General features: G+C 40.3%; 22 protein-coding genes, 5 tRNA genes and 1 pseudogene. 26 read left to right on the forward strand and 2 right to left on the reverse strand.

Annotated features, from left to right (window positions below; translation table 11 throughout):
- Positions 1-2: 2 nt before the first annotated feature.
- Positions 3-914 carry an N-acetylmuramic acid 6-phosphate etherase gene (gene murQ, locus NST65_RS01025; protein WP_111927611.1) on the reverse strand — a complete coding sequence of 304 codons (912 nt, stop codon included), beginning with the start codon at positions 912-914 and terminating at the stop codon, positions 3-5.
- A 220-nt stretch (positions 915-1,134) separates the two neighbouring features.
- On the opposite strand from murQ, the gene NST65_RS01030 reads away from it, so the two are divergent.
- From NST65_RS01030 to glmS, 12 genes are all read left to right on the forward strand, one after another.
- Positions 1,135-1,209, forward strand: a tRNA-Glu gene (locus tag NST65_RS01030).
- Between the two features lie 6 nt (positions 1,210-1,215).
- Positions 1,216-1,291, forward strand: a tRNA-Val gene (locus tag NST65_RS01035).
- Between the two features lie 3 nt (positions 1,292-1,294).
- Positions 1,295-1,367 (forward strand) — tRNA-Thr (locus NST65_RS01040).
- Positions 1,368-1,395: 28 nt separating this feature from the next.
- Positions 1,396-1,480 (forward strand) — tRNA-Tyr (locus NST65_RS01045).
- Between the two features lie 4 nt (positions 1,481-1,484).
- A tRNA-Gln gene (locus NST65_RS01050) sits at positions 1,485-1,556 on the forward strand.
- A 136-nt stretch (positions 1,557-1,692) separates the two neighbouring features.
- Positions 1,693-2,604: an arginase gene (gene rocF, locus NST65_RS01055; RefSeq protein WP_024424450.1), complete on the forward strand. Its 912-nt coding sequence runs from the start codon at positions 1,693-1,695 to the stop codon at positions 2,602-2,604.
- A gap of 183 nt (positions 2,605-2,787) precedes the next feature.
- Positions 2,788-3,351, forward strand: a complete 564-nt coding sequence (sigW, locus tag NST65_RS01060; protein ID WP_024424449.1) for an RNA polymerase sigma factor SigW — start codon at positions 2,788-2,790, stop codon at positions 3,349-3,351.
- Between the two features lie 14 nt (positions 3,352-3,365).
- On the forward strand, positions 3,366-3,992 hold the full coding sequence (gene rsiW / locus NST65_RS01065) for an anti-sigma-W factor RsiW (protein WP_065215422.1): 627 nt from the start codon (positions 3,366-3,368) through the stop codon (positions 3,990-3,992).
- Between the two features lie 217 nt (positions 3,993-4,209).
- The gene (gene cdaA / locus NST65_RS01070; protein ID WP_008344027.1) at positions 4,210-5,031 is read left to right on the forward strand and encodes a diadenylate cyclase CdaA; all 822 of its coding nucleotides are present in this window, start codon (positions 4,210-4,212) and stop codon (positions 5,029-5,031) included.
- Complete coding sequence (locus tag NST65_RS01075) at positions 5,024-6,451, forward strand: YbbR-like domain-containing protein (protein WP_342489229.1); 1,428 nt, start codon at positions 5,024-5,026, stop codon at positions 6,449-6,451. Before cdaA ends, NST65_RS01075 begins: the two co-directional genes overlap by 8 nt.
- Before the next feature lie 25 nt (positions 6,452-6,476).
- Entirely contained in the window at positions 6,477-7,823 is a 1,347-nt protein-coding gene (gene glmM / locus NST65_RS01080; protein ID WP_034284242.1) for a phosphoglucosamine mutase, read from the forward strand.
- 575 nt (positions 7,824-8,398) lie between these two features.
- On the forward strand, positions 8,399-10,201 hold the full coding sequence (glmS, locus tag NST65_RS01085) for a glutamine--fructose-6-phosphate transaminase (isomerizing) (protein ID WP_065215420.1): 1,803 nt from the start codon (positions 8,399-8,401) through the stop codon (positions 10,199-10,201).
- A gap of 57 nt (positions 10,202-10,258) precedes the next feature.
- Here the strand turns inward: glmS and NST65_RS01090 are convergent, their stop codons facing one another.
- The gene (locus tag NST65_RS01090; RefSeq protein WP_111927609.1) at positions 10,259-13,690 is read right to left on the reverse strand and encodes a restriction endonuclease; all 3,432 of its coding nucleotides are present in this window, start codon (positions 13,688-13,690) and stop codon (positions 10,259-10,261) included.
- Between the two features lie 163 nt (positions 13,691-13,853).
- On the opposite strand from NST65_RS01090, the gene NST65_RS01095 reads away from it, so the two are divergent.
- The 14 genes and pseudogenes from NST65_RS01095 (at position 13,854) to NST65_RS01160 (ending at position 24,980) form a co-directional block, all read left to right on the forward strand.
- Positions 13,854-14,210 (forward strand): DUF2200 domain-containing protein, encoded by a 357-nt coding sequence (locus tag NST65_RS01095; protein ID WP_034621705.1) that lies wholly within the window; start codon positions 13,854-13,856, stop codon positions 14,208-14,210.
- A gap of 161 nt (positions 14,211-14,371) precedes the next feature.
- Positions 14,372-14,563, forward strand: coding sequence for a PLD nuclease N-terminal domain-containing protein (locus NST65_RS01100; RefSeq protein WP_081123891.1), 192 nt, complete (start codon positions 14,372-14,374; stop codon positions 14,561-14,563).
- 14 nt (positions 14,564-14,577) lie between these two features.
- Positions 14,578-15,495, forward strand: a complete 918-nt coding sequence (locus tag NST65_RS01105) for an ABC transporter ATP-binding protein (protein WP_111927608.1) — start codon at positions 14,578-14,580, stop codon at positions 15,493-15,495.
- Complete coding sequence (locus NST65_RS01110; protein WP_111927607.1) at positions 15,492-16,256, forward strand: ABC transporter permease subunit; 765 nt, start codon at positions 15,492-15,494, stop codon at positions 16,254-16,256. The genes NST65_RS01105 and NST65_RS01110 overlap by 4 nt, the downstream gene beginning before the upstream one ends.
- 113 nt (positions 16,257-16,369) lie before the next feature.
- Positions 16,370-16,762, forward strand: a complete 393-nt coding sequence (locus NST65_RS01115) for a RidA family protein (protein WP_024424440.1) — start codon at positions 16,370-16,372, stop codon at positions 16,760-16,762.
- Between the two features lie 228 nt (positions 16,763-16,990).
- Positions 16,991-17,713, forward strand: a complete 723-nt coding sequence (locus tag NST65_RS01120) for an ABC transporter ATP-binding protein (RefSeq protein ID WP_111927606.1) — start codon at positions 16,991-16,993, stop codon at positions 17,711-17,713.
- Entirely contained in the window at positions 17,706-19,127 is a 1,422-nt protein-coding gene (gene skfF / locus NST65_RS01125; protein WP_111927605.1) for a sporulation killing factor system integral membrane protein, read from the forward strand. Before NST65_RS01120 ends, skfF begins: the two co-directional genes overlap by 8 nt.
- Before the next feature lie 19 nt (positions 19,128-19,146).
- Positions 19,147-19,662 carry a HEAT repeat domain-containing protein gene (locus NST65_RS01130; RefSeq protein WP_111927604.1) on the forward strand — a complete coding sequence of 172 codons (516 nt, stop codon included), beginning with the start codon at positions 19,147-19,149 and terminating at the stop codon, positions 19,660-19,662.
- A gap of 157 nt (positions 19,663-19,819) precedes the next feature.
- Positions 19,820-20,014 (forward strand): hypothetical protein, encoded by a 195-nt coding sequence (locus NST65_RS01135; protein ID WP_111927603.1) that lies wholly within the window; start codon positions 19,820-19,822, stop codon positions 20,012-20,014.
- 153 nt (positions 20,015-20,167) lie between these two features.
- Positions 20,168-21,295, forward strand: a complete 1,128-nt coding sequence (locus NST65_RS01140) for a DUF418 domain-containing protein (RefSeq protein WP_065215415.1) — start codon at positions 20,168-20,170, stop codon at positions 21,293-21,295.
- Positions 21,296-21,464: 169 nt separating this feature from the next.
- Positions 21,465-21,836 (forward strand): GntR family transcriptional regulator, encoded by a 372-nt coding sequence (locus tag NST65_RS01145; RefSeq protein ID WP_003217079.1) that lies wholly within the window; start codon positions 21,465-21,467, stop codon positions 21,834-21,836.
- A gap of 5 nt (positions 21,837-21,841) precedes the next feature.
- Positions 21,842-22,716 (forward strand): annotated as a pseudogene (locus NST65_RS01150) (ABC transporter ATP-binding protein).
- A complete protein-coding gene (locus NST65_RS01155; protein WP_111927602.1) occupies positions 22,700-23,305 on the forward strand; it encodes an ABC-2 transporter permease in 606 nt (201 codons plus the stop codon). The pseudogene NST65_RS01150 and the gene NST65_RS01155 overlap by 17 nt, the downstream one beginning before the upstream one ends.
- Positions 23,306-23,591: 286 nt before the next feature.
- Entirely contained in the window at positions 23,592-24,980 is a 1,389-nt protein-coding gene (locus NST65_RS01160) for an amino acid permease (protein WP_034621697.1), read from the forward strand.
- Positions 24,981-25,014 lie beyond the last annotated feature (34 nt).

Genomic DNA, 25,014 nt, shown 5'->3' on the forward strand with positions numbered 1-25,014 from the left:
CTTTAGGATTGATAACGTGAGATCGCTTTGTCGATGTGGCCATTCGTTTTGTTGAGTAAATCTTTGGCTGTTTTCTTGTCTGTGTTTGTTTGGAGCATGACGATGGCCGTTTTGACTTCTAAGTCTGCTGCTTCAAGAGTCTTCACGGCTTGTTCGTAGGAAGCGTTTGTCACATGTTGAATGATGGTGATGGCGCGTTCTTTTAATTTATGATTGCTGACTTTTACATCAACCATCAGGTTTTCATATACTTTCCCTTGTCTAATCATGACAGACGTGGAAAGCATATTTAAAATCATTTTATGAGCGGATGCTGCTTTCATTCTTGTTGACCCAGTGATGGCTTCTGGTCCTACAATGACCTCAATGGCGCAATCTGCAAGCTCGCTAATTTCTGCTTGTTCATTGCAGCTGAGTGCTACTGTTTTAGCTCCAATTGACTTTGCATAGTTTAAAGCGCCGATGATATAAGGTGTCCTGCCGCTTGCGGCAATACCGACGACTGTATCTTTTGATGTCAGGTGGATGTGTACTAAATCCTGTTTGCCGGCTTCTTCACTGTCTTCCACATCTTCGGCAGCTTGAGAAAAGGCTGAGTCTCCGCCTGCCATGATGCCTACAATGACATCAGGTGAGACGCTATAGGTTGGGGGACATTCGACAGCATCCATTACGCCAATTCTGCCGCTTGTTCCGGCGCCTATATAAACGAGTCTGCCTCCATTTGAGATGGATTCATAAGCAAAGTCACTTGCTGTTTTGACATGTGGAAGTACAAGGTTGACTGCTTGAGCGACCTTCATATCTTCTTCATTGATCATCTGGAGTATTTCAAGCGGATCTGCTTGAGAAATACCCATTGTGTTGGGGTTTCTTGATTCTGTTGTCAAAGAACGCAGTTGAGATGGCTGCATGTGACATACCTCCTTATTTCTTCATTTTCAGTATATTGAGTATGATATGAAATTTCAATATTATATTTGAATATTGAAATTATATTTCAGTCAAATTGTTGAACGAATAGGGAGTAAATAGTTAGAAAATAAAAAAAATAAAAATCCCCTTTACAAAAGGGGGACAACCTGTATATAATAACTTTTGTCAGCTTCACGGAAACAACAAACTTGACAAACTGGCCCGTTGGTCAAGCGGTTAAGACACCGCCCTTTCACGGCGGTAACACGGGTTCGAATCCCGTACGGGTCACCATGATGTGGAGGATTAGCTCAGCTGGGAGAGCATCTGCCTTACAAGCAGAGGGTCGGCGGTTCGAGCCCGTCATCCTCCACCATATGCCGGTGTAGCTCAACTGGTAGAGCAACTGACTTGTAATCAGTAGGTTGGGGGTTCAAGTCCTCTTGCCGGCACTGTTTTTTCTTTATCAATTCCATATGTGGAGGGGTAGCGAAGTGGCTAAACGCGGCGGACTGTAAATCCGCTCCCTCCGGGTTCGGCGGTTCGAATCCGTCCCCCTCCACCATTTTTGGGCTATAGCCAAGCGGTAAGGCAACGGACTTTGACTCCGTCATGCGTTGGTTCGAATCCAGCTAGCCCAGTTAAGACACCTTTTTGAAAAAGGTGTCTTTTTTTATGTTGGCAGAGGGACTGTATAACTATTCAAAATGTTGTCGAGTTGAGTCAGAAGGCATCAAGAAAGTAAAATATAAGCATGAACGGAAAGGGGATGTACATATGGGAGAGCAAAAGAAGGTCACGATTATTGGAGTTCCAATGGACTTGGGTCAAACGAGAAGGGGCGTCGATATGGGCCCGAGTGCGATTCGTTGTGCAGGCGTAAAAGAAAAATTGGAAACGCTCTCATTTGATGTAGAGGATCTTGGAGATATTCCAGTTGAACAAAGAGATGATGAGAAAGGTTTATATACAAGTGAAAAGCTGAAGAATTTGACGGAGAATGCTGGTGCAAATCAGCTGCTTGCTGAGAAGGTTGACAGTATTGTGCAATCTGGTTCGTTTCCGCTCATTTTAGGCGGTGATCACAGCATTGCGATAGGCACACTTGCTGGGGTAGCCAAGCATTATGAAAACTTAGGTGTCATTTGGTATGATGCACACGGGGATTTGAATACGGAGGAAACCTCTCCTTCTGGAAATATTCATGGCATGCCGCTTGCTGTCAGTCTCGGTTTTGGACATGCAGATTTAACGAACATTGGCGGTTATTCGCCTAAATTGAAGCCTGAAAATGTCGTTATAATTGGTGCTCGATCTTTAGATGAAGGAGAGCGGGCATTGATTCGGGAAAAAGGAATTAAGGTGTATACGATGCATGAAATTGATCGTTTAGGGATGACAAGGGTGATGGAGGAAGCCATTGCCTATCTAAAGGAAAGAACAGATGGTGTCCATCTGTCGCTTGATTTAGATGGATTAGATCCAGCGGAATGCCCTGGTGTAGGTACTCCGGTTGCAGGCGGCATTAGTTACCGGGAGAGTCATCTCGCAATGGAGCTTTTAGAGGAGGCGGGTATTTTAACGTCTGCTGAATTTGTTGAAGTAAATCCGGTATTAGATGAGAAAAACAAAACCGCTGAAGCGGCAGTTGCGTTAATTGGTTCATTAATGGGTGAAAAGCTATTGTAGAGCGGGACTTGTTCCCGTTCTTTTTTGTTTTGGGAAAATTTAAGGATATGTTAAGGTTTTTACCGGTTGATAAGCGTAACACACTGTCAAAAATTTGTTACACTATTTTTTAGAGGAGAATGAAACCTTTTGGAAAGAGGTTCGTATACATAAAGACCGGTGAAGGCAGAGGTTGAATATACTATGGACACAATGATTAAAAAGAGAATTAAGCAAGTGAAAAAAGGCGACCAGAACGCATTTGCAGACATCGTAGACCTGTATAAAGACAAAATTTATCAGCTGTGCTACCGTATGCTTGGGAATGCACATGAAGCGGAGGATATTGCGCAGGAGGCGTTTATTCGTGCTTATGTGAATATCGAAAGCTTTGATGTGAATCGTAAGTTTTCCACGTGGCTGTACCGCATTGCAACCAACCTGACCATCGACCGTATTCGCAAAAAAAAGCCGGATTATTATTTAGATGCAGAGGTGGCAGGAACAGAAGGATTAAATATGTATTCTCAAATTGCTGCTGATGGCATTTTGCCAGAGGATGAGGTGGTATCTCTTGAATTATCGAGTACCATTCAGCAAAAAATTCTAAGATTACCCGACAAATATCGTTCGGTCATCGTATTAAAGTATATTGATGAACTCTCGTTAAAAGAAATTAGTGAGATTCTAAATATACCAGTTGGTACGGTGAAAACGAGAATACACAGGGGTAGAGAGGCTCTCCGGAAACAGTTGAGAGACCTTTGAGTGAGGTGATTTTGATGAGCTGTCAGGATAGAATCGTCCAGCTTATGCATCAGTATTTAGACGGGGACATTGAGTCCCAAGACGAAAAAGAATTAAAAAGCCATCTGCAATCGTGTGAGGAGTGCCGTACTCATTTTCAACAAATTGAGAAATCCATCGCGCTAGTGCAGAGTACATCTCATATAGAAGCACCATCTGATTTCACTGCAAAGGTGATGGCAGGTCTTCCAAAGGAGAAAAAGCGTGTGTCGGTTCAAAGATGGATCAAAGCTCACCCGCTGATGGTAGCCGCTGCCCTCTTTCTCATTTTAATGGGAGGCAGTCTGTTTACGAGCTGGAATACCGATCATAATTTCAGTGTGTCAAAGCAGCCGAATCTCGTCGTTGAAAATGATACAGTGACCGTACCTAAAGGGGAAACCGTAAAGGGTGATATCACTGTCAAAAATGGCAAGCTGATTGTAGAAGGCAAGGTTGATGGAAATGTCACCGTCGTCAATGGGGAACAGTTGACTGCTTCTGCCGGACAAGTCACTGGTCAAATTAATGAAATTAATGAAGTATTTGATTGGATCTGGTACAAAATGAAATCAACAGCACAAAACGTAATGCGGGTCATTGGGCCAGAGGAGCAAAAGTAACTCAATCGGCTTAAAGAGCAGTCTCTAAGGGGGCTGCTCTTTTTCTATACATTGGCGGGATTCACGCATACTAGCAACTCAGCCAGATATGGCAACTATTTTCCTTGCTGAAACAAAATGTGGTATAATAGCCACGCTATGTATTGATACATAGGCTATTTTTATATTAAAAAATGCATCAAACGAAGAATAACTGAAAATTCTGGAGGACGAGGAAATGGCTTTAGGGGATATTCCTTTTTTGCAGTACCTCGGTAATGCTGTTGATATTCTCGTTGTTTGGTATGTGATATATAAATTAATGATGGTCATCCGCGGAACAAAAGCGGTTCAGCTTTTAAAGGGAATTGTGGTCATTGTTCTCGTCAGGATGGGAAGTGCGTATCTCGGTCTTAACACACTTCAATGGCTGATGGATCAAGCGATTACGTGGGGATTCCTTGCGATCATTATTATTTTTCAGCCAGAGCTAAGGAGAGCGCTTGAGCAGCTTGGGCGCGGCCGTTTCTTCTCAAGAAGCGGGACACCTGTAGAGGAACAGCAGCAGAAAACGATCGAGGCAATTACAAAAGCAATTAACTATATGGCGAAACGCAGAATCGGCGCACTGCTGACAATTGAGCGCGATACCGGAATGAATGATTACATAGAGACAGGAATTCCTTTGAATGCAAAGGTGAGTTCAGAGCTGCTCATTAATATTTTCATTCCGAATACACCGCTTCATGACGGTGCTGTCATTATGAAGCGGGATGAGATTGCAGCTGCAGCTTGCTATTTACCGCTGTCAGAAAGCCCTTTTATCTCTAAGGAGCTGGGGACGCGTCATAGGGCGGCAGTCGGAATTAGTGAAGTGACAGACAGCTTAACTGTCATCGTTTCTGAGGAAACTGGCGGCATTTCTGTCGCAAGAAATGGTGATCTCCACCGAGAATTGACAGAAGAAGCGCTTGAAGAAATGCTGATTGCTGAATTTAGTAAGAACAGCAAAGATGCTTCCTCGACCAAATGGTATTGGAGGGGCAAGAAAAATGGATAAGATTTTGAATAATCGCTGGGCCGTTAAGCTTCTTGCATTGGTCTTCGCTTTATTGCTGTATGGTGCAGTCAATTCAGCGCAAGCGCCCACGCCGAAAAAAATCGGTGAATCCTTTTTCCCAACATCGACGACAGATGAAGCAACTTTAACCGACATTCCTGTTAAAGCGTATTATGATGACGAGAAGTACGTCGTCACTGGTGTGCCGCAGACAGTCAATGTCACGATTAAAGGATCAACTAGTGCTGTGAAAACAGCAAGACAAACAAAGAATTTTGAAATTTACGCAGACATGCAGAACTTATCGACAGGTACACATAAAGTGGAGCTGAAGGCAAGAGATGTATCAAAGGGACTCACACTATCGATTAATCCATCTGTGACGACTGTAACGATACAAGAAAAAACGACAGCTGAATTTCCTGTTGAAACCGAGTTTTATAATCAAAATAAAATCAAAGACGGCTATTCACCTGAACAGCCCATTGTGAATCCGAAAAAGGTCACAGTTACTGGATCAAAGGACGTCATCGACAAAATTTCTGTCATTAAAGCTTTTGTGAACTTAGAAGATGTCGATCAGCAAATTGAAAAAGAGGCGAAGCTCACTGTGTATGATAGCAGCGGGAATGAGCTGCCAGTTGAAGTAAGTCCGTCCGTGGTGGATATTACAGTCCCAATCTCGAGTCCAAGCAAAAAGGTCCCTTTTAAAATTGAGCGGACGGGCAGCTTGCCAGAAGGGATCAGCATCTCAAGCATTGAGACAAGCCCGAGTGAGGTCACAGTGTACGGCTCTCAAAAGGTGCTGGATGCCCTTGATTTTATTGATGGCGTCAAGCTGGACCTAAGCAAGATCAAAGATGATACGGAGATTGATGCCGATATTCCCCTGCCAGATGGTGTGAAAAAGGTATCACCCGAAACCGTTAAGATCAAAGTGAAGGTTGCAACAGCTGAAGAAAAAAAGATCGATAATGTACCGATTTCTGTCGTGGGTTTGAGCAAGGATCTCACATCTGATTTTGTGAGCCCATCTTCTGGACGGATCACGTTAACAGCAAAGGGATCAAAGAGTGCGATTGATAAACTAAAGGCTTCAGATGTTGAAGCCTATATCAATGCAGGGGACTTGAACGAAGGAACCCATGAGGTCAAAGTTCAAGTAAATGGTCCTCAAAATGTGACTTGGACATTATCGAGATCAAAGGTCAAAGTGAAACTCACTTCTACTGATACAGAGGATCAGCCGGCTTCGACGAATGATCGGAAGGATCAAAAAGATCAACAAAATCCATCCACTGATGACGATGATCAGGGTGAGAAGAGTAAAGAAGAATCCACGCAAGATAAAGCAAAGAAAGAATCGAGTCAAAGACAGCGGGTCAAAGAAGATAAAAAAGAGGACGATGCGTCCTCTTGAATGGTAAAAAAGGAGCGATTGAAACATGGGCAAGTACTTTGGAACTGATGGTGTAAGGGGTGTAGCGAATAGCGAATTAACGCCAGAGCTCGCATTTAAAGTTGGGAGATTTGGCGGCTATGTGCTCACGAAGGATAAAGAACGTCCAAAGGTACTCGTTGGTCGAGACACACGTGTATCTGGTCATATGTTAGAAGGAGCGCTTGTTGCAGGCTTACTTTCAATTGGAGCTGAAGTAATGCGTCTAGGTGTGATCTCAACACCTGGTGTGTCTTATTTAACGAAGGCAATGGATGCTGAAGCGGGTGTCATGATTTCTGCTTCACACAATCCAGTTCAAGACAACGGCATTAAATTCTTCGGCGGTGACGGCTTTAAGCTGTCAGATGAACAGGAAAACGAAATTGAGCAGCTGATGGATCAGCCAGTCGATCAATTACCACGCCCAGTTGGAGCCGATCTTGGAACGGTGAACGATTACTTTGAAGGCGGTCAGAAATACCTGCAATTCTTAAAGCAGACAGCGGACGAGGATTTCACAGGTATTCACGTGGCGCTTGACTGTGCACACGGTGCAACCTCTTCTCTAGCGACACATTTATTTGCAGATTTAGATGCTGATGTGTCCACAATGGGAACATCTCCAAACGGATTGAATATCAATGATGGTGTAGGTTCCACTCATCCAGAGGCACTTTCTGCTTTTGTGAAGGAGAAGGGTGCAGATATTGGTCTTGCGTTTGATGGTGACGGTGACCGTTTAATTGCAGTCGATGAAAAAGGTGATATCGTAGACGGCGATCAAATTATGTACATATGTGCACGTTATTTGAAGGATGAAGGCCGGTTAAAGGATGATACCGTCGTGTCAACGGTCATGAGTAACCTTGGTTTCTATAAAGCGCTTGAGAAACAAGGCATTAAGAGCATTCAAACAGCTGTTGGTGACCGCTATGTGGTCGAAGCGATGAAAAAGGATGGCTATAATGTCGGCGGTGAGCAGTCAGGCCATTTGATTTTCCTTGATTATAATACGACAGGTGATGGCATGCTTTCTGCGATCATGCTTGTGAATACGCTCAAAGCGACAGGGAAAACATTATCAGAGCTTGCAGCGGAAATGGAAAAATTCCCACAGCTTTTAGTGAATGTGAAAGTGTCTGATAAATATAAAGTAGAAGAAAATGAAAAAGTAAAAGCGGTGATCCAAGAGGTCGAAAAAGAGATGAATGGTGACGGCCGTATTCTTGTTCGTCCATCTGGAACAGAGCCGCTTGTACGTGTCATGGCAGAGGCGAAAACAAAAGAGCTGTGTAATGAATATGTGGCTCGAATTACAGCTGTTGTGAAAGAAGAAATGGGTATTGAGTAATAGATGAAAGCAAATCGCTAACAGCGGTTTGCTTTTTTTTCGAATAAGCGGCATAAATGGATGGATTTGTACGAATCTTATAAGCGAGGGCAATTTGCCGCTGTCTTCATACATAGGAGAGCACATCAAAGGTAGAACGAGACAAGCCTCATCGCATATAGTGTATGGAGGTCTCACTTTCTCAAATGAAGGGGATTACCCGCACATTGTGATTGACGGAGGTCAGACCTTATAGTACAATCATCCTTGTGTTACTGGATTTTTATTCTATCAGGAAAGGCAGGGTAGATGTTCAGAAACTCTCTTATAATTATAGCGCCCGAACTAAGCGATCGGACGAAAGATGCTTAGTTGACGAGGATGGAGGTTATCGAATTTTCGGCGGATGCCTCCCGGCTGATCAAAAAAAGAGATCACAGCCGTAAGTGTTTCTTTAAAGCAAAGAGGTGACTCTTTGTACAAAGGGAATACACATGATCTCCCAAATTAAACATGTAGAGAGGGACGAAGAAATGTCCCTTCTATTTTAGTAGGCTTTCTTTGTCCCTTTCACATGATCGGGAGGAAGAATATTTATGTGTGGAATCGTAGGTTATATTGGTCAGAATGATGCGAAGGAAATCTTATTAAAAGGTTTAGAGAAGCTTGAGTACCGCGGGTATGATTCAGCAGGTATCGCTGTGGCAAACGAAGATGGCGTGCATGTATTTAAAGAAAAAGGACGTATCGCTGAGCTTCGTGAAGTCGTGGATGCAAACGTGGCATCTTCAGCAGGAATCGGACATACACGCTGGGCAACTCACGGTGTACCAAGCCATCTAAATGCGCATCCGCATCAAAGTGCTTCTGGCCGTTTTACGCTTGTTCATAACGGTGTCATCGAGAACTATGTACAATTGACACGCGAATATTTACAAGACGTCACACTAAAAAGCGACACAGATACAGAGGTTGTTGTTCAAGTCATCGAACAATTTGTAAACAGAGGTCTTGATACAGAGGAAGCTTTCCGTCAAACGCTTCTTCAACTAAAAGGCTCTTACGCGATTGCCCTTTTCGATAACGAAAACAAAGAAACAATCTATGTGGCGAAAAACAAAAGCCCATTATTGGTTGGTTTCGGCGAAGATTTCAACGTTGTGGCTTCTGACGCAATGGCGATGCTTCAAGTAACAAACGAATATGCGGAATTAATGGATAAAGAAATGGTCATTGTCACAAAAGACGAGGTTATGATTAAAAACCTTGACGGTGATATCATGACACGTCCTTCTTATATCGCTGAGCTTGATGCAAGCGACATTGAGAAAGGCACATATCCTCACTACATGTTAAAAGAAACGGATGAACAGCCGCTTGTTATGCGCAAAATCATCCAAGAATATCAAGACGAAAACGGCAAGCTGTCAGTTGCTGGCGATATCGCAAGCGCAGTAGCAGAAGCAGACCGCATTTACATTGTGGCTTGCGGAACGAGCTACCATGCAGGTCTTGTCGGTAAACAATACATTGAAGACTGGGCAAAAGTACCTGTAGAAGTCCATGTAGCAAGTGAATTCTCTTACAACATGCCGCTTCTATCGAAAAAGCCGTTGTTCATCTTCCTTTCTCAATCTGGAGAGACTGCCGACAGCCGTGCTGTACTTGTTCAAGTGAAAGAGCTTGGTCATAAAGCATTAACGATCACAAACGTACCAGGATCTACGCTTTCTCGTGAAGCGGACTTCACATTGCTTCTTCATGCAGGACCAGAAATCGCAGTGGCTTCAACAAAAGCCTACACAGCACAAATCGCTGTACTTGCAATCCTTGCATCAGTTGCAGCTGAATTAAATGGTCAATCTCTTGACTTTGATCTTGTGAAAGAGCTTGGTATTGTAGCAAACGCAATGGAAGCCCTTGTCGATCAAAAGGATGAAATGGAACAAATCGCTCGTGACTTCTTCACAGTGACACGTAACGCATTCTTTATCGGAAGAGGACTTGACTACTATGTGTGCCTTGAAGGTTCACTGAAGCTAAAAGAGATCTCTTACATCCAAGCAGAAGGCTTTGCTGGCGGAGAACTCAAACACGGCACCATTGCTTTGATTGAAGAAGGCACACCGGTCATTGCCCTTGCAACACAAGAGCACGTGAATCTCAGCATTCGCGGTAACGTCAAAGAAGTCGTTGCACGAGGCGCAAACCCATGTGTCATCTCACTAAAAGGTCTAGAAGACGAGGGCGACCGTTTCGTCCTTCCAGCTGTACACCCAGCACTTGCACCACTTGCATCTGTTGTCCCATTACAGCTGATCGCTTACTACGCAGCCCTTCACCGCGGGTGTGATGTGGATAAACCACGTAACCTTGCGAAAAGTGTGACGGTGGAGTAGGGTTAATTTTTATAATGAAACACCCCTTTGAGAATTTGTCAAAGGGGTGTTTTTTGTTTAGGTTACTATTATTTGCGAATAATCACCATTTTCAAAGCGTTTAAGGAGATTTTCAATCTTTTTTATGGATGTTAATGAGTGATTATAAACTCCAAGCTCTTTTAATAAACAGATGTTCTCTATTTTGTAAACTGGCATTTGCCAATTATGTACTTTCCGTTTTATTAAATCACCTTTTAATAAATGAGTAAATGTATTTTGGGGAATCGAAGGTAAATCCCAAAAATCAAAATCAGCTATTCCTAATTTCTCGATAAGATTTTGTTCGTCACTAATACTATATTGTTGCCCGATATGATTAATCTCATCATGCTGATCATATTCCAATAACAATTCCATAGTTGATATAAGTTGTAATACCTTTGATGATTCATCGCCATCCCCTAAGTGTTTCATAAATCGCTTAATGGCAGGTTCAACGTAGAATTGATTAAAATGATATGGTTTTAACTCTTCGAAAAGCCGATATAATATGCTTTCCCACTCACTGTTATAGATGTAGTATTCTCCAAATTCAGGATAAAATAGTTCGGATAATTCTTTTCCATTCTCTAGCTGTATTCGTTTGATTTTTTTTGAATTATCACCCCATATTTCTGGGTAGATTTCTAGTAATTCATCATCATCAACGCTAAAACATATACTCATCGAAAAGCAAGCGACGAATAATGGAATATGAATAAATCGTAACCACTGTTCATCCTCTAATATTAAATGTTCATACACAATATTTTTGAGTGAAGGGTTATCTGCTAAATGGTCACTATAAATATTACTTTTTAAAAATTCTCCTTTTCGGAATAAAGGTTTTTCCCTATACATGAATGAATAAAATGAATCAATACAGAAGTTAATTAAATTTATTAATAATGTGGAATCTCCTTGAGTTAAATGGGTTAACATCTTCATATATAAGTCGCTTTCTCTCTCAGGCATCATTGAACCGTCTTTTTCTAACATTGAAATTAACAAATTCAAGGATTCTTTCGTATTTAGTAATTGGTAGACGTAAACTGGTGAATAATTGTCTAATGTGAGAATTAGTTTATCTTTGACTCCATTCGAAAGTTTGCTATTTGATATAAGTTCGATAACTTCATCATTTTCTATTAATGCTTCTTCCTTTCCATACATCCAATCATATGCGTTATATTTTACTGTACTTATGTCATGTTCACTTGAATTATATTCATTCGACAAATGCCTGTTCATTATTGAATGATCATTATTTATTTTTGTAGGTGAGCGTCCATATAGAAGCTCAATTTCTTTATCCATTTCTATTGAGTATTGAACGCAAAAAAAATCACATAAATCAGGAATGCTATCAATTAATATATCTAATTCTACATCCATGCAGTATTCATCTAAAAAATCTAACTCTGAAAAAATTAATTGTTTTATATTTTTTCTAATTTTTGAGTTAAAAGATTCGTAAAATATTTCGTACTCCTTAGGAAATATTTCTCGAAAACGCTCCATCGCTTTATAATGAAACACACTAAAGGCGTTTTTGTAGTATTTATCTATTAATTTATATCCGTTAAAAGTCATTCCAATATTTGTGCAACTTGCGATATAACCAGGTAAATTGTGTAAATCGTTATATTGATATTCTTTAGGATCATTACTCCCCATATCAATACAGTACTGACTGATTTTATACTCTAAAAATTTATAAAGACTCGGTTGTTTTTGATTTTGTGTTAGATAAATTCTAAGTAAATCAAAGAATCTATCTAAGCTTCCCTTTTCTTGTTCTAAAATATCAACATTCCATATATTATCGTTTTCTGAAAAACTAGTTGTATAATCATCATAATGTTCTATACAACTTTGTATGATTTGTTCACTAACGTTTGAACTACAAAAAGGTGATATATTCTTAAATAGAAATAATAATTGATTATAGAAGGAGCAGCAAGGCAGTAGTTTTGGAATCCATTGTTCACAATTCTCTTTCAAGAAGTCAAGCAGAAAATCTTGTGCTGATGGGTTAATAAAATATAAAAAGATATCATCATACTCATCATCATAAACTGTCTTGATCATGGTTTCTTCAAGTTCTCTGAGACTCTCACTTAAATTCTTCGTGTGCGTTTCAGTGAAATAATAGTGTAAGGAATTTTTGTAGCAGATTTCAATATCCTCTTGTAATGAGGGGGTCGAAGTAATTAGTAGTAGCAAAGCTACAAACTTTGCTTCATTAGATAAATTATCAAAAATATCTCTCCAAAAATCACTTGGACAATCTAAATAATTTAACAATCGATTTAAGTAATCTTCTGGTGTTTCATAACTTTGAGGTTGTTGATCTAAAAATAGTGATAGTACCCTTGGATTATAATTGTCGTGATATACAATTTCATCTGTATGAAGATGCAAATAGTTAACATGCTCATAATTCAGTTTTGAGTAATAGAGGCGACTAAATAAAATACTTGTTTTTTCACTCTCGGTGTATGCTTCCAAGTTGCAAATTAAGGTATAGTTATCAAATATTTTTTTAAGTAAAGGACTTTTATGAATGAGTTGTTGAAGAATATATTCTCTTGTTGTAATAATTAATCTTGTATCATTAGGAAAATTTTCGATATCCTTTATTAACTTAGCTAAGCGTTCTTCTTCTTTTTTATTCTTTTCTTTTTCGAGGATACTTCCCCAGTAATCATCTAAAATAAAAACTTGTATTTGGTCTTCATCTAACATACTGTATATATCATCGATTGAGTATACCCATCTAAATCCGTTTAATTGATCTTGATACAAATGGGCTAAAGCTAGAATTTGAGCGATTGTTGTCTTTCCAACACCTGGTTCTCCGGAAAGTATGATAGTTCTGTTAATGTCCCAATTTGTAATTGCTGACCTATAGACTTTTGAAGGTATAAAAGTTTTTGCTGTTTTACAAGCATCTTTTAATCTATAGGCAGACTCTTTATAAATACGACTATGTAAGTATTTTTTTAACAAATGCTCTAGGACATTTGAGTTTGGGATTAAAAGCTTTGGTTGGTTGATTATCACTTTTCTGTAAGTCGGCTGTGAAAGGAGTCTGTTCAATTCAACTCTATCTAATATATCGTGTTCAGTAACGTTGAATTCTTTAAATAAATCAACAATATCTTTTGTTTGTTGTCGTGTTAACTCCATTGATACTCCTAAGATATATCGATCTGGTTTTAATTTACGGATTTTTTGGAGATCCTGCTTTAAAGTCTTCATTAATGGTTTAAAAAATTGCTGACCATAACGTTTAACTTGTATGATGGTTTTAGTTTTACTGTCTGTATAAAATCCATCAATACCTTGATCTCGCCCCTCTTTAAAGGTTCTAAAGGGGACCCTTTCTCTTTGAGACACTACATCACATACCAGCATCTCAAACTCTAATGGTTGAAGTAATGCGTGAAAATCGAAATTAGACAATTTTCTTCTTCCTTTCACATATAATAACGAGTAATTATATCATAATGTATACATATGTGGTTATTATTGTAATATATCTGATGATAAAAGAAATATAAACGAGTGGTTAACTATCTTCTAATGCATCGAAAAAATACTTAAACAAAGAAAGAGAGAAGAGCACATGACCAAACCTAAAATTTACACAATGAGCTTTGCAAAAGTCTATCCTCTCTATATCGCAAAGGCAGAGAGAAAGGGACGAACAAAGGCTGAAGTCGATACGATTATTTGTTGGTTAACAGGGTACAGTCCAGAAGAGTTGCAGGAACAGGTGGATAAAAATACAGATATAGAAACATTTTTTGCCGAGGCTCCTGAGCTTCATCCTTCCCGCAGTTTAATCAAAGGAGTCATCTGTGGTGTACGGGTAGAGGACATTGAGGAAGAAACCATGAAGAACATTCGTTATCTAGATAAGCTGATTGATGAGTTAGCGAAAGGAAAGAAGATGGAAAAGATTTTACGAGGTTCATCATGAGAATAACAAGCAAGCCCAGTGAACTAACCTTCACTGGGCTTTTTTATATTTATAGATCATTCGACCAATAAAAATAAAATCCATTTGAACGAATTCACTCTTCATGTCGTCAAAAGAAGTAATACCAAAACGAATTGGCGTTTGAAAAGGGAGTGGCGTGGATGGATATGAAGATGATATTACCTCTTATTTTGCTGCAAGCGATTTTGATGGTGATTGGTTTGTTTGATTTGCTGAAAAGAGATCCATCGAGGATCAGAGGAGAGGTGAAGTGGATTTGGGCGTTGGTGATTGTGTTTGTGGCAAGTGCCGGTCCTATTGCGTATTTGATTTTTGGTCGTAAACAATCTTAGTAGGGGGGATTCGTTTGAATATGTTGGAGTGTCACGGGCTGACGAAATCGTATGGACGGCATGAAGTGTTAAAAGAGGTTTCCTTTTCTGTTGGGGAGGTTGGATGTGTTGGTTTTTTAGGAGCCAATGGAGCGGGGAAGACAACGACGATCCGGATTTTGACGGGGCTTGCTCGTCCTACTTCTGGGGTCGTGAAGGTGGCAGGTTTGGATGTCACAAAGGAGATGGATCAAATCAGTCATGTGATAGGGTATTGTCCGCAGCATCCTGCATTTTATCAGGATATGACGGGGCAGGAGTGGATGCATTGGGTTGGCGGGTTATTTCATTTAGAGAAAAAAATCATTCGCTCCAAAACAGAGGAGCTGTTGAAGCTTTGCCGCATATATGAGGCGAAGGATCGTGCCATTGGCAGCTATAGCGGGGGAATGAAGCAAAGGCTTGCCATTGCGCAGGCGCTTATCAACAGCCCGAAGGTTCTCATCTTGGATGAACCTGTGTCTGCACTTGATCCCATGGGGAGAAAAGACGTTCTGACATTGATTGAGCGTCTGAAACAAGAGATGTTGATCTTTATGTCGACCCATATTTTAGATGACATTGAACGTGTGACAGATCATATTATCATGATCAACAGTGGCAAAATTGAGATGTCTTCTTCCATAAAACAGATTAAAGATGACTATATCCAGCCAGTGATTGAATTTCAATTAGAACAACAGAATATGAAATTAGTGGCTTTGTTAAAAGAGCGGGATTGGGTGGAGGAATGCTTTGAGACAGGAGATGCTTATCAGGTGCGAGTGAACGATCAGCAAATAGCATTGAAGGAGCTGCCTCGTCTCATCACTGAATCTGGGGGTGTTCTCCTCCATTATCGACTATCTAAGCTGACGCTTGAAGATATTTTCATGAAGGTTGTGAATGCATGATGATGTTGAAAAAGGAATTTAGGGAGTTATTCACTAGCTATAAAATCTTATTTGTTCCTATCATTTTTACGATTTTAATGATTACGCAGCCTATTACGCTCAAAGTGCTGCCGGATCTTCTATCGAAATCAGCTAATTTACCTGAAGGATCTACATTTTACATACCAGAGCCTAGTGCAGGAGAGGCTTTGGCGAGTGCATTGAGTAAATTTGATTCGCTAGGTGTGTTTATCCTGATTTTGATCGTGATGGGGACGATCGCTGGAGAGCGTGCCTCTGGAGTGACTGCGATGATTATGGTGAAACCGATCAGTCGAACGAGTTACTATGTCTCGAAAATATGCGCCTATGCCTGTTTGACTTTGTTTAGTTTGGTGGTGGCGGTGCTTGTCTCTGTTTATTATGTGGACATTCAATTTGGGCATGTGGATTGGGTCAATGTGTTAAAAGGAACACTTCTTTATTATCCAAATTTATTGCTGATTGTAGTATCGACCATTTGTGCTTCGGCGTTCTTTCAACGTTCTGTCACAGCTGGTGGTGTGTCGCTTTTGATCAACCTTATTCTGTTTACCGTACCTTCATTTTATGAAGAGACATTAGGGAAGTTTGCGCCTAAAGGCGTGACAAGTGCAGCCGAAGAGATGATTCATAAAGGGACTTATTCGGATCAGGCACTTACAAGTTTTCTAGGTGTATCGGTATTGATTGTTTTCTTTTTTCTCATCGGATGGTTTCTTTTTAGAAAACAAGAATTATAGCAGCCTGTTGCGATTGTTTCTGAAAGTTTACTATGAGCATAAAAATCTGAATACGGTTGAAAATTTGATATGATGAGAAAAATTGTGTATTTTCAGAAAAGGGGTTTTTATTCATGAGAACATCACGTAATCCTGAGACCATTCACCCGCCACTTGCACCATATACCCATCAAATAGAAACAACTGGACCACAGCGGTGGTTAACTCTATCAGGTCAAGTGGGGATGGAGGCGGATGGAACAATTCCTGAGAGCCCGTTGGAGCAGCTAGAGCTAGCGTTAGAGAATGTGAAACGAAATGTAGAAGCGGCAGATATGGCTGTGGAAGATATAACGAAACTAGTATTTTATCTCGTTGGAGAGTTCGATGCTGAGAGCAGGAAACAAATTATGGGGCAGTTTTTAGGCGATCATCTGCCTTGTATGACGATGATTTATGTGGTGGCTTTGGCTTCACCTGCTTTAAAGGTTGAGGTGGATGCTTGGGCGTGTCAGGAGATGGTATAGGGTTAATAGATAAAAGATTGGGATGCTGCCACCCAATCTTTTTTTATTTTGTACATAAACTATTTTCTTTTTCCGTTGTATATAGAATAGATTACCTCATTCCTATTACCTTGTTATTCTCTATATGGTAATATTAGGGTTAATGAATAGTGGGTCTAATGACATTCGTTTTTAATTTTAACACACCATAGATAAGCATACATCACTCTAATCAAAAGGAGAGATTTGATGCCATTCATGGAGGTTCAGAATGTAAGCAAACGATATAGCAATGGTGATGGGATAGAGGGTCTGTCATTTTCCATCGAAGCAGGAGAGGTTGTGGCGCTGCTTGGGCCTAATGGTGCCGGGAAGACGACAACGATTCGGTGTGTAACAGGTCTATATAAACCAGATGGAGGGGAAATTCTCATAGAGGGTTTCCCGCCTGGTCATGCCCATGTCCAAAAACAAGTAGCTCTTATTCCTGATCACCCCTATTTGTATCCAGAACTAACGGTTGCTGAACATGTTCAATTCCGTGCACGTGGATATCATAAAGGCTTAAAACAGATCAAGGAAAAGGTATATGAAGCGTTGAAAGAAGTACATATGGAAAAGAAGATGAATGAACTGTGTGGAAGGCTTTCAAGAGGCCAAAAGCAGCGTGTCGTCTTAGCAGGAGCCATTGTTCAAGATGCCTCCCTTTTTATATTAGATGAACCGACTGTCGGGTTAGATATTCCGTCTAAACAGTGGCTGTCGGATTGGCTGAGACAAAAAAGCAGTCAAGGTGGGTCGGTCTTTGTGTCGACTCATAGTCTGGAGTTCGTTCTCGATACAGCCAGTAGGGTGGTATTGATTCGAGACGGTGCCATCATGAAGAGTATGGATGTTCCTCAATTAAAGGAAGAACAGGTTGAGTGGAGGGCAGAAGTTATTCAACTTTTGGGGGAGTGGTCAAGTGAATAACACACTCTCCCTTTTATGGATGAAATCTCAAAGGCGCTTGATCAGTAAAAATCAAGAAAAGAAAATGCCTTTTCTGATCTTACTTCTTTTCATAGCGGCAATTGGTTTTCAGCTAAGTGCAGTTTCAAGTATGGGTGATTGGAATACGGGTACAGCTGGATGGATCATTATCTGTTTGTTTGTTCTTTATACGGGGGTTGGTTTGTTTACGAACCGGCTGCCTAGCCAAATGAACGATATCATTTGGTTATATGGAAATGGCGTTTCTTTATGGACGGTTGTTATCAGTGTGTGGATGTATCACATTTTCTGGAGAGGGGCTCTTCTCATTTTCTCTGCTGTAGCTGCCGATCTACTCCTGTTTTTTATGACGCAGCAGTACCCGTTTCTGCTTGGCAAATCACTCATTCTGACAGGGCTGTTATGTTTGGTCGAAACTTGGATGATTGCGGTTTCTTGTGCTAGAACCATTCGAGTATACAAGCGTTTGCTCTTACTCAGTTTTGTCTTGATGTTTTTCAGCTTTGCACTACTTGTTTTGAATCAATTGGTGATGAAACAGCCTTCATTGATGAACATTGCTGATTCTTTGATGTTTCAAGTTGGACGTATGATCGAAGAGTTCTCCATTCTTTCTGTCTTCATTTTTATTGGAGTGATGTTTCTATCTTTCATGATGATGTACAGTGCTAGTCATCGTTTAGAGATGAAGGAGTCTTTAGTCAAGGAGGCAGTATTTTGGGAGGAATTTGAGGGGAGACATATTCAATCAAGTCCAATCGTTCAAAAAAAGAGCAGGACATGGTGGGGACTTCCAGCATTAACGGGCGTTTGGGCTTTTCTTTGGATTGAATTATTGCTGATAAAAAAATATATCACCTTCCATGTGCTATCTACCATGCTGTTAATCGGTACTTACTATGTCCTCTTTACTTATTTTTCAGATTGGCTGAATCTATTCTTGATTGTCATTGCTGCATCTGTTCTTTTTAGCTCATATTATGCGGGGATTGTAAGACACGCACAAACAGGAGTGCTCTATCTTTTTCCTGGGGCTTTATATCAAAAAATCATTTTGTTAGAAGTGTTTCAAACCTTTTGGTTGTATGCGTTCTACTTGGTTTCTCTTTTATTGGCTGGTATTCAGGATGTTTTGTATTGGACCTTATTTGGTGGAGGAATTTATATATGGTTTTTAGCCATACGGTTCTTTGCCTTTATGCAGCCTCTGAGAAGAGAAAGAAGTTTTGCTTTGGCCGCCTATTATCGATCATTGCTATTTGCGTTTGTGATCAGTGCTATGGTCATGATTAGCATTCATCTCATCACTGATGGCTTGTTAACTACAATTGTATCCCTAGTGGCTGGAGCTGGATTTTATGTGCTTTGTTATCGATACCGCGCGGTTCAGTAAAAAGAGGAGTTGATTGTAAATGAAGCCAGAAAATAAGCTGTCTCAATCCGTTCAACAATTGGCCAATACAAATGAAGTAACGATCGTTCAAGCAATGGGGGAATTGAGAAAATCAGGAAAAGATGCAGTGCCCGTGCTTGTTGAAGCTTTAAAAGAAAAGGGGTCTCTGCGAAATATTGCAGCAGCTGTACTGGGTGAATTTGGAGCGGATGCAGAGGACGCAGCTGAGTCCTTAGCCAACCTCTTAGAGAGTGACGAAGAGGAGACAAGAATGGCTGCTGCCATCTCACTCATGAGGATTGGGCAGCCTAGTCTGCCATTCCTTCTGCCATTAGCGAAACGTTATGAGGGGCCTACTTGTTTTTGGGCATCATGGTGTATTTCTTGGATTGATCCATCAAAAATCGAAAAAAACATGTATGAGTGCTTAAAACAAGAACAAGAAAATCCAACAGGCAGCGTTACTCCTTTTGCTGCTGAGGAAGCATTAGGAAAAATCATCGCCTTTCAGTTAAAAGATAAGGGGGATGAATAGTGGGAACGCAGAAACTCAACTCGCCTGAGCATCTTCCTTGGATTTGCCCTTAAGATCAAAGGAGTTTTTAGGGTCAATGAATAGCTTGGAAAATGGGAGATACCGGCTGGTTAGAAAAACATTCATTTGGTTAGTAGGTATCAAGGAGGAGAGAGTGTTGTTTCAATCAAACAAAGAATTAAAAAGAAACGTCATTTTTTTCGCAGGTGTTGGAGCGGTTTTGCTGATTTTAATGATGCTGAAATGGTTGCCGATTTCTGCAGACTGGGAAATGGCGTTGATTTTATTCGGTTTGGGAATTTTGTTTTATTTGAAGCGTGTGCTGCGGGAAGAAGAAAGTCATAAGTCATAAGTATTTAGTATGATACCTAGAATATAGATTCTAGGTTTTTTTATTAAATTTACCTTAAAACACACTTTTTCACATGGGGATGGAAACCATTTTTTTAAAAGTGTGGTAGGATAAATATGCTTTATCTTTATATTGTCCGAAGGAGCTGTCGTGTTGAAGGGATCTAGGGTTGAGTTTATTGATAGTTTACGTGGTTTTAGTTTATTAGGTATTTTGATTGTGAATATGCTTAATTTCCAATATGATTATGATTTTGAGAAAATGTTTGATTCGAGTTTTTGGGGACAGGAATTCGGTGTATATGTGACGGAAATTTTGTTCCAAGGGTCTTTTTATCCGATCTTTTCCTTTTTGTTTGGGTATTCTTTTATCAAGCTGATTGAATCGACGAAGGCCAAGGGATTAAATACGAATGCCATTGTCGTTCGCCGTGGTTTTGGTTTGATTGTGCTTGGGATGCTGCATTACATCTTTATTTGGAACGGTGACATTCTTCTTTATTATGGAGCTTGTACGTTTTTCTTGATGATGTTTTTGAGCAGCCGGATTAAAACAATGCTTATTTGGTCGGGTGTGTTAGGTGCGTTGTCATTAGTCGTTTTGCCATACATGATGAAATTTGTTTATGGAACTGATGATTTATTAACCGATGTGTATGCAAAAGGTGATTATGGGGATATTTTGCTCAGCCGGATTACGGTTGAAGACGATATGATGATTGTGACCATGATTCTGGCGATCGTGACCATTACGCTTATGCCGATATTAGGGTTTCTTTTCGGTACGATCATGGTTGGCCCGTTTGCACTGCTTGGCATGGCGATCGGGAAAAAGGGTCATTTGACAGAAGAAGATCGAGGCATGGCTTATCGTAAAGGCTGGGTTTGGATGATTATCATCGGGCTCGGTTTAAAATGTGCGACGTTCATTGATGCTCCTTGGAGTGAATTGGTGATTACGCTGGGTGCCTATGTGCTCACGATTGGGTATATTCAAGCCTTTATTGTTTTCTACTATTCGAAGGCAGCTCAAGGTCTCAAACGTCTGCTTGCAGGGCTTGGCCGTTTGTCTCTCTCAAACTATTTGGCGCAGTCGATTATTTGTACAACGATTTTCTATTCTTATGGACTTGGTCTATTTGGACAATTGGGATCAATGTTTGGGCTGCTGCTTGCTGTCGGACTGTACACAGCACAGCTGTTCATCAGCTATCTCTATTTGAAAAAATGGAGAAGAGGTCCTGTGGAGTGGCTTATGGGAAAATGGGTATATTGGAAGTAAAGCATTTTGTTAAAGAACCGCATGGCTTAAGGGCTGTGCGGTTTTTTATTTTAAAAAAATGAGGAGAACATTTTTTAAAATGCTTGAATATTCTTTTAGTGTGTATATAATGTATATATAGTGTATATACAATATTTTGTTTCAACTATCTGAAAAAAGAGGTTTTTATATGCAAATTACGATTTCTAACCATTCTAAGGAGCCTATCTATGAGCAAATTACGAATCAAATCAAATCGATGATTTTAACGGGTGAGCTTGCGGAAGGTGCAGCGCTGCCGTCTATTCGAAAACTGGCGAAGGATCTACAAATTAGCGTGATTACAACAAAGCGAGCGTATGAAGAGTTAGAGAAAGCGGGATTTATTTATTCGATTGTAGGCAAGGGATCTTTTGTTGCCGAACAAAACCTAGAAGTGATGAGAGAGAAGAAATTGAAGGTGATCGAGGAACAGCTTGGAGCGGTTGTCACAAACGGCAAAGAATTAGGCTTATCTTTTGATGAATTGCAGCAGTTATTAAAGTTCTTATATGAGGAGTGAGATGAGTGGAGCATGTGATTGAATTCAAAGGAGTATCGAAACGATTCAAGGATTTTTCCGTTCAGGATCTTGATTTACGGGTTAAGAAAGGCTTTGTTACAGGGTTTATTGGAGAGAATGGAGCGGGTAAGTCGACCACCATTAAAATGATCATGAATTTGTTAAAACCCGATTCAGGTGACATAAAGGTCTTTGGATTGGATTATCATACTCATGAAAAAGAGATTAAGGAAAGAATCGGATTTGTTTACGATGCAAATGTTTTTTTCCAGGGTTGAATTTAAAGGACATCAAACGGATTGTGGCTCCTGCCTATAAACGTTGGGATGACCGGCTTTTTGATCAATATATTGAACAGTTTGGTCTGCCGCTGAATAAAGCGATCAAAACATTTTCAAAAGGGATGCAGATGAAGGCGTCACTTGCGATTGCGCTGTCACATCATGCAGAGCTGATTATCATGGATGAACCCACTGCTGGTTTAGATCCGGTTTTTAGAAGAGAGCTGCTCAGCACGTTACAAGAATTGATGATTGATGGAAATAAGACGATCTTTTTCTCGACGCATGTGACGACTGATTTAGACCGGATCGCGGATTATATTGCGTTTATACAAAATGGAAGATTGGTGTTTCAACAGTCGATTCATGAAGTGGCAGAAAGTTATGCGCTGGTGAAGGGGAGCCTGGAGTTATTGGATCGAGACACAGAAAAGGCGTTTATCCATATCCAGCGTACAGCAGCCGGATTTGAAGCATTAACCGATCGGGTTGATGAGGTGAAACTTATTTTTGGGGATGCTGTTGTGATCGAACCGGCGTCGCTTGAGGATATCATGTTTTATTTGAAAGGCGGGGTTGCGCATGTTTCATTTAATTAAGCGTGATGTGATTTTGCAAAAGAAGCAGTTACTTATTTTTATTCCGTTTATCTTATTTTTTATTTTCATGGATGTCCATCCAGTATTGACGTTTCTAGTCGCTAGTGTCTTCATTCCATTTAACACATATGCGTATGATGAAAAGGCAGAAACGAATATTCTATTAAACTCCTTGCCCTATACACGTAAAGAAATTATCGCATCACGTTATCTTGGCGCCATTTTCTATATGAGTATTTCGATCGTGCTGACAAGTGCTGCATTATTTGTGTTTGGGAAGCTGTTTTCGCTGTCAGATATTGCGATTGGCAGCGGGTTGTTTTTATTGTTCGCGGCGTGTACATTTCCATTGTTTTATATCTTAAAGCCTGGTTATATCACAACGGCAGTGATCATTGGCTTTATCGTATTATCTGCTATGGGACCGCCTGTTGTTCTCTATTTGGCAGAGCAATTTAGTGGGATCACTGATTTTATTATGAATTTATCGATCCCTGTTTTATATACGGGGTCAGCTGTGCTGATTATGCTCTTCTACTTGCTGTCTTGGGGACTTTCTACTGTGATTTATCAGAGGAAAGTGTTTTAGGAAAGCAATTACCGATGTTCCTATAAATTTACAGTTTGAGCTTAGAAGACCGTGAGAGCGGTCTTTTTTTGAAGATTTTTCTGGTTATTGATTATATCAATATAAAACAATTTGAACTTAATTTTATGTCAGAATATTTTGTTAATAGTGTTTTCCTCAAAAAAACAATTGTTTTTTAAGGGTAGATTTATTATGATAATATACATCGAAAGATTGATGTTTCTCAATCAGAATGAAAATTCTGATTTTTATTTTTTATGTTGTTTGTTGATGAGGGGGAAGAAAAGTGGCTCAAAAGGAATTAAAGAGAGGGTTAAGTGCCCGCCATATTCAAATGATTGCTCTTGGCGGCACAATCGGTGTTGGCTTATTTATGGGGTCAGCGAAAGCCATTCAGTGGACAGGTCCGTCGGTTCTTCTAGCGTACGCAGTGTGTGGTATTTTTATCTTTTTTATTATGCGTGCGATGGGAGAAATGTTATATCTTGAGCCGAGTACAGGGTCGTTTGCTACATTCGGGCATCAATATATTCATCCGCTTGCAGGGTATATGACGGCTTGGAGTAACTGGTTCCAGTGGGTCATTGTCGGAATGTCTGAAATTATTGCGGTTGGGGCTTATATGAAATATTGGTTCCCAGAGCTGCCTGCGTGGATTCCAGGGTTAATTGCGATGATCATTTTAGGAGCGGCCAACTTGATTTCGGTTAAGTCATTTGGTGAATTTGAATTTTGGTTTGCGATGATCAAAATTGTTACGATTATCTTGATGATTGTTGCAGGTTTAGGCATTATTTTCTTCGGTTTTGGAAATGGCGGAACTCCTATTGGGCTGTCTAACCTTTGGGCGCATGGCGGGTTCTTTACAGGTGGGTTTAGCGGATTCCTGTTTGCATTGTCTCTAGTTATTGCTGCTTATCAAGGTGTCGAGCTGATTGGGATTACAGCGGGTGAGGCGCAAAATCCGCAAAAGACGCTGACAAATGCCATCAAAAGTATCATCTGGCGTATTTTGATTTTCTATATCGGTGCGATCTTTGTCATTGTGACTGTGTATCCTTGGGATCAGCTGAATACCCTTGGCAGTCCATTTGTGGCGACGTTTGCGAAGATCGGGATTACAGCAGCTGCTGGTATTATTAACTTTGTTGTCATTACAGCAGCGATGTCCGGCTGTAATAGTGGTATTTTCAGTGCGGGCCGTATGCTTTATACATTAGGTGTGAATGGTCAGGCGCCTGCTTTCTTTACGAAAATTTCGAAGAACGGTGTACCGTATTTTGGGACATTCGCTGTGCTGATTGGTTTAGCGATAGGAGTGGTCCTGAATTATGTTTCTCCGCCAAACATTTTCGTCTATGTGTATAGTGCGAGCGTCCTTCCTGGGATGGTGCCTTGGTTTGTCATTTTGATTAGTCATATTGGCTTCAGAAAGGCAAAGGGGGCAGCGCTTGATCAGCACCCGTTCAAGATGCCGCTAGCACCGTTTTCTAACTATCTTACAATCGGATTTTTATTGATGGTTCTTGTGTTTATGCTCATTAATCAGGATACGCGTATTTCTCTTATTGTAGCAATTGGATTCTTGATTTTAGTGGCACTTAGCTTTTTTGTATTTGGAATTGGAAAACGAAAGCCGATTGAAACAGCTTCTTCTGATCAAACGGTGAAATAATCAAAAGCCTTGCGGGATGGACCGCAAGGCTTTT

Source organism: Bacillus sp. FSL P4-0248, from assembly GCF_038593305.1.
Classification (GTDB): domain Bacteria; phylum Bacillota; class Bacilli; order Bacillales; family Bacillaceae; genus Bacillus; species Bacillus safensis.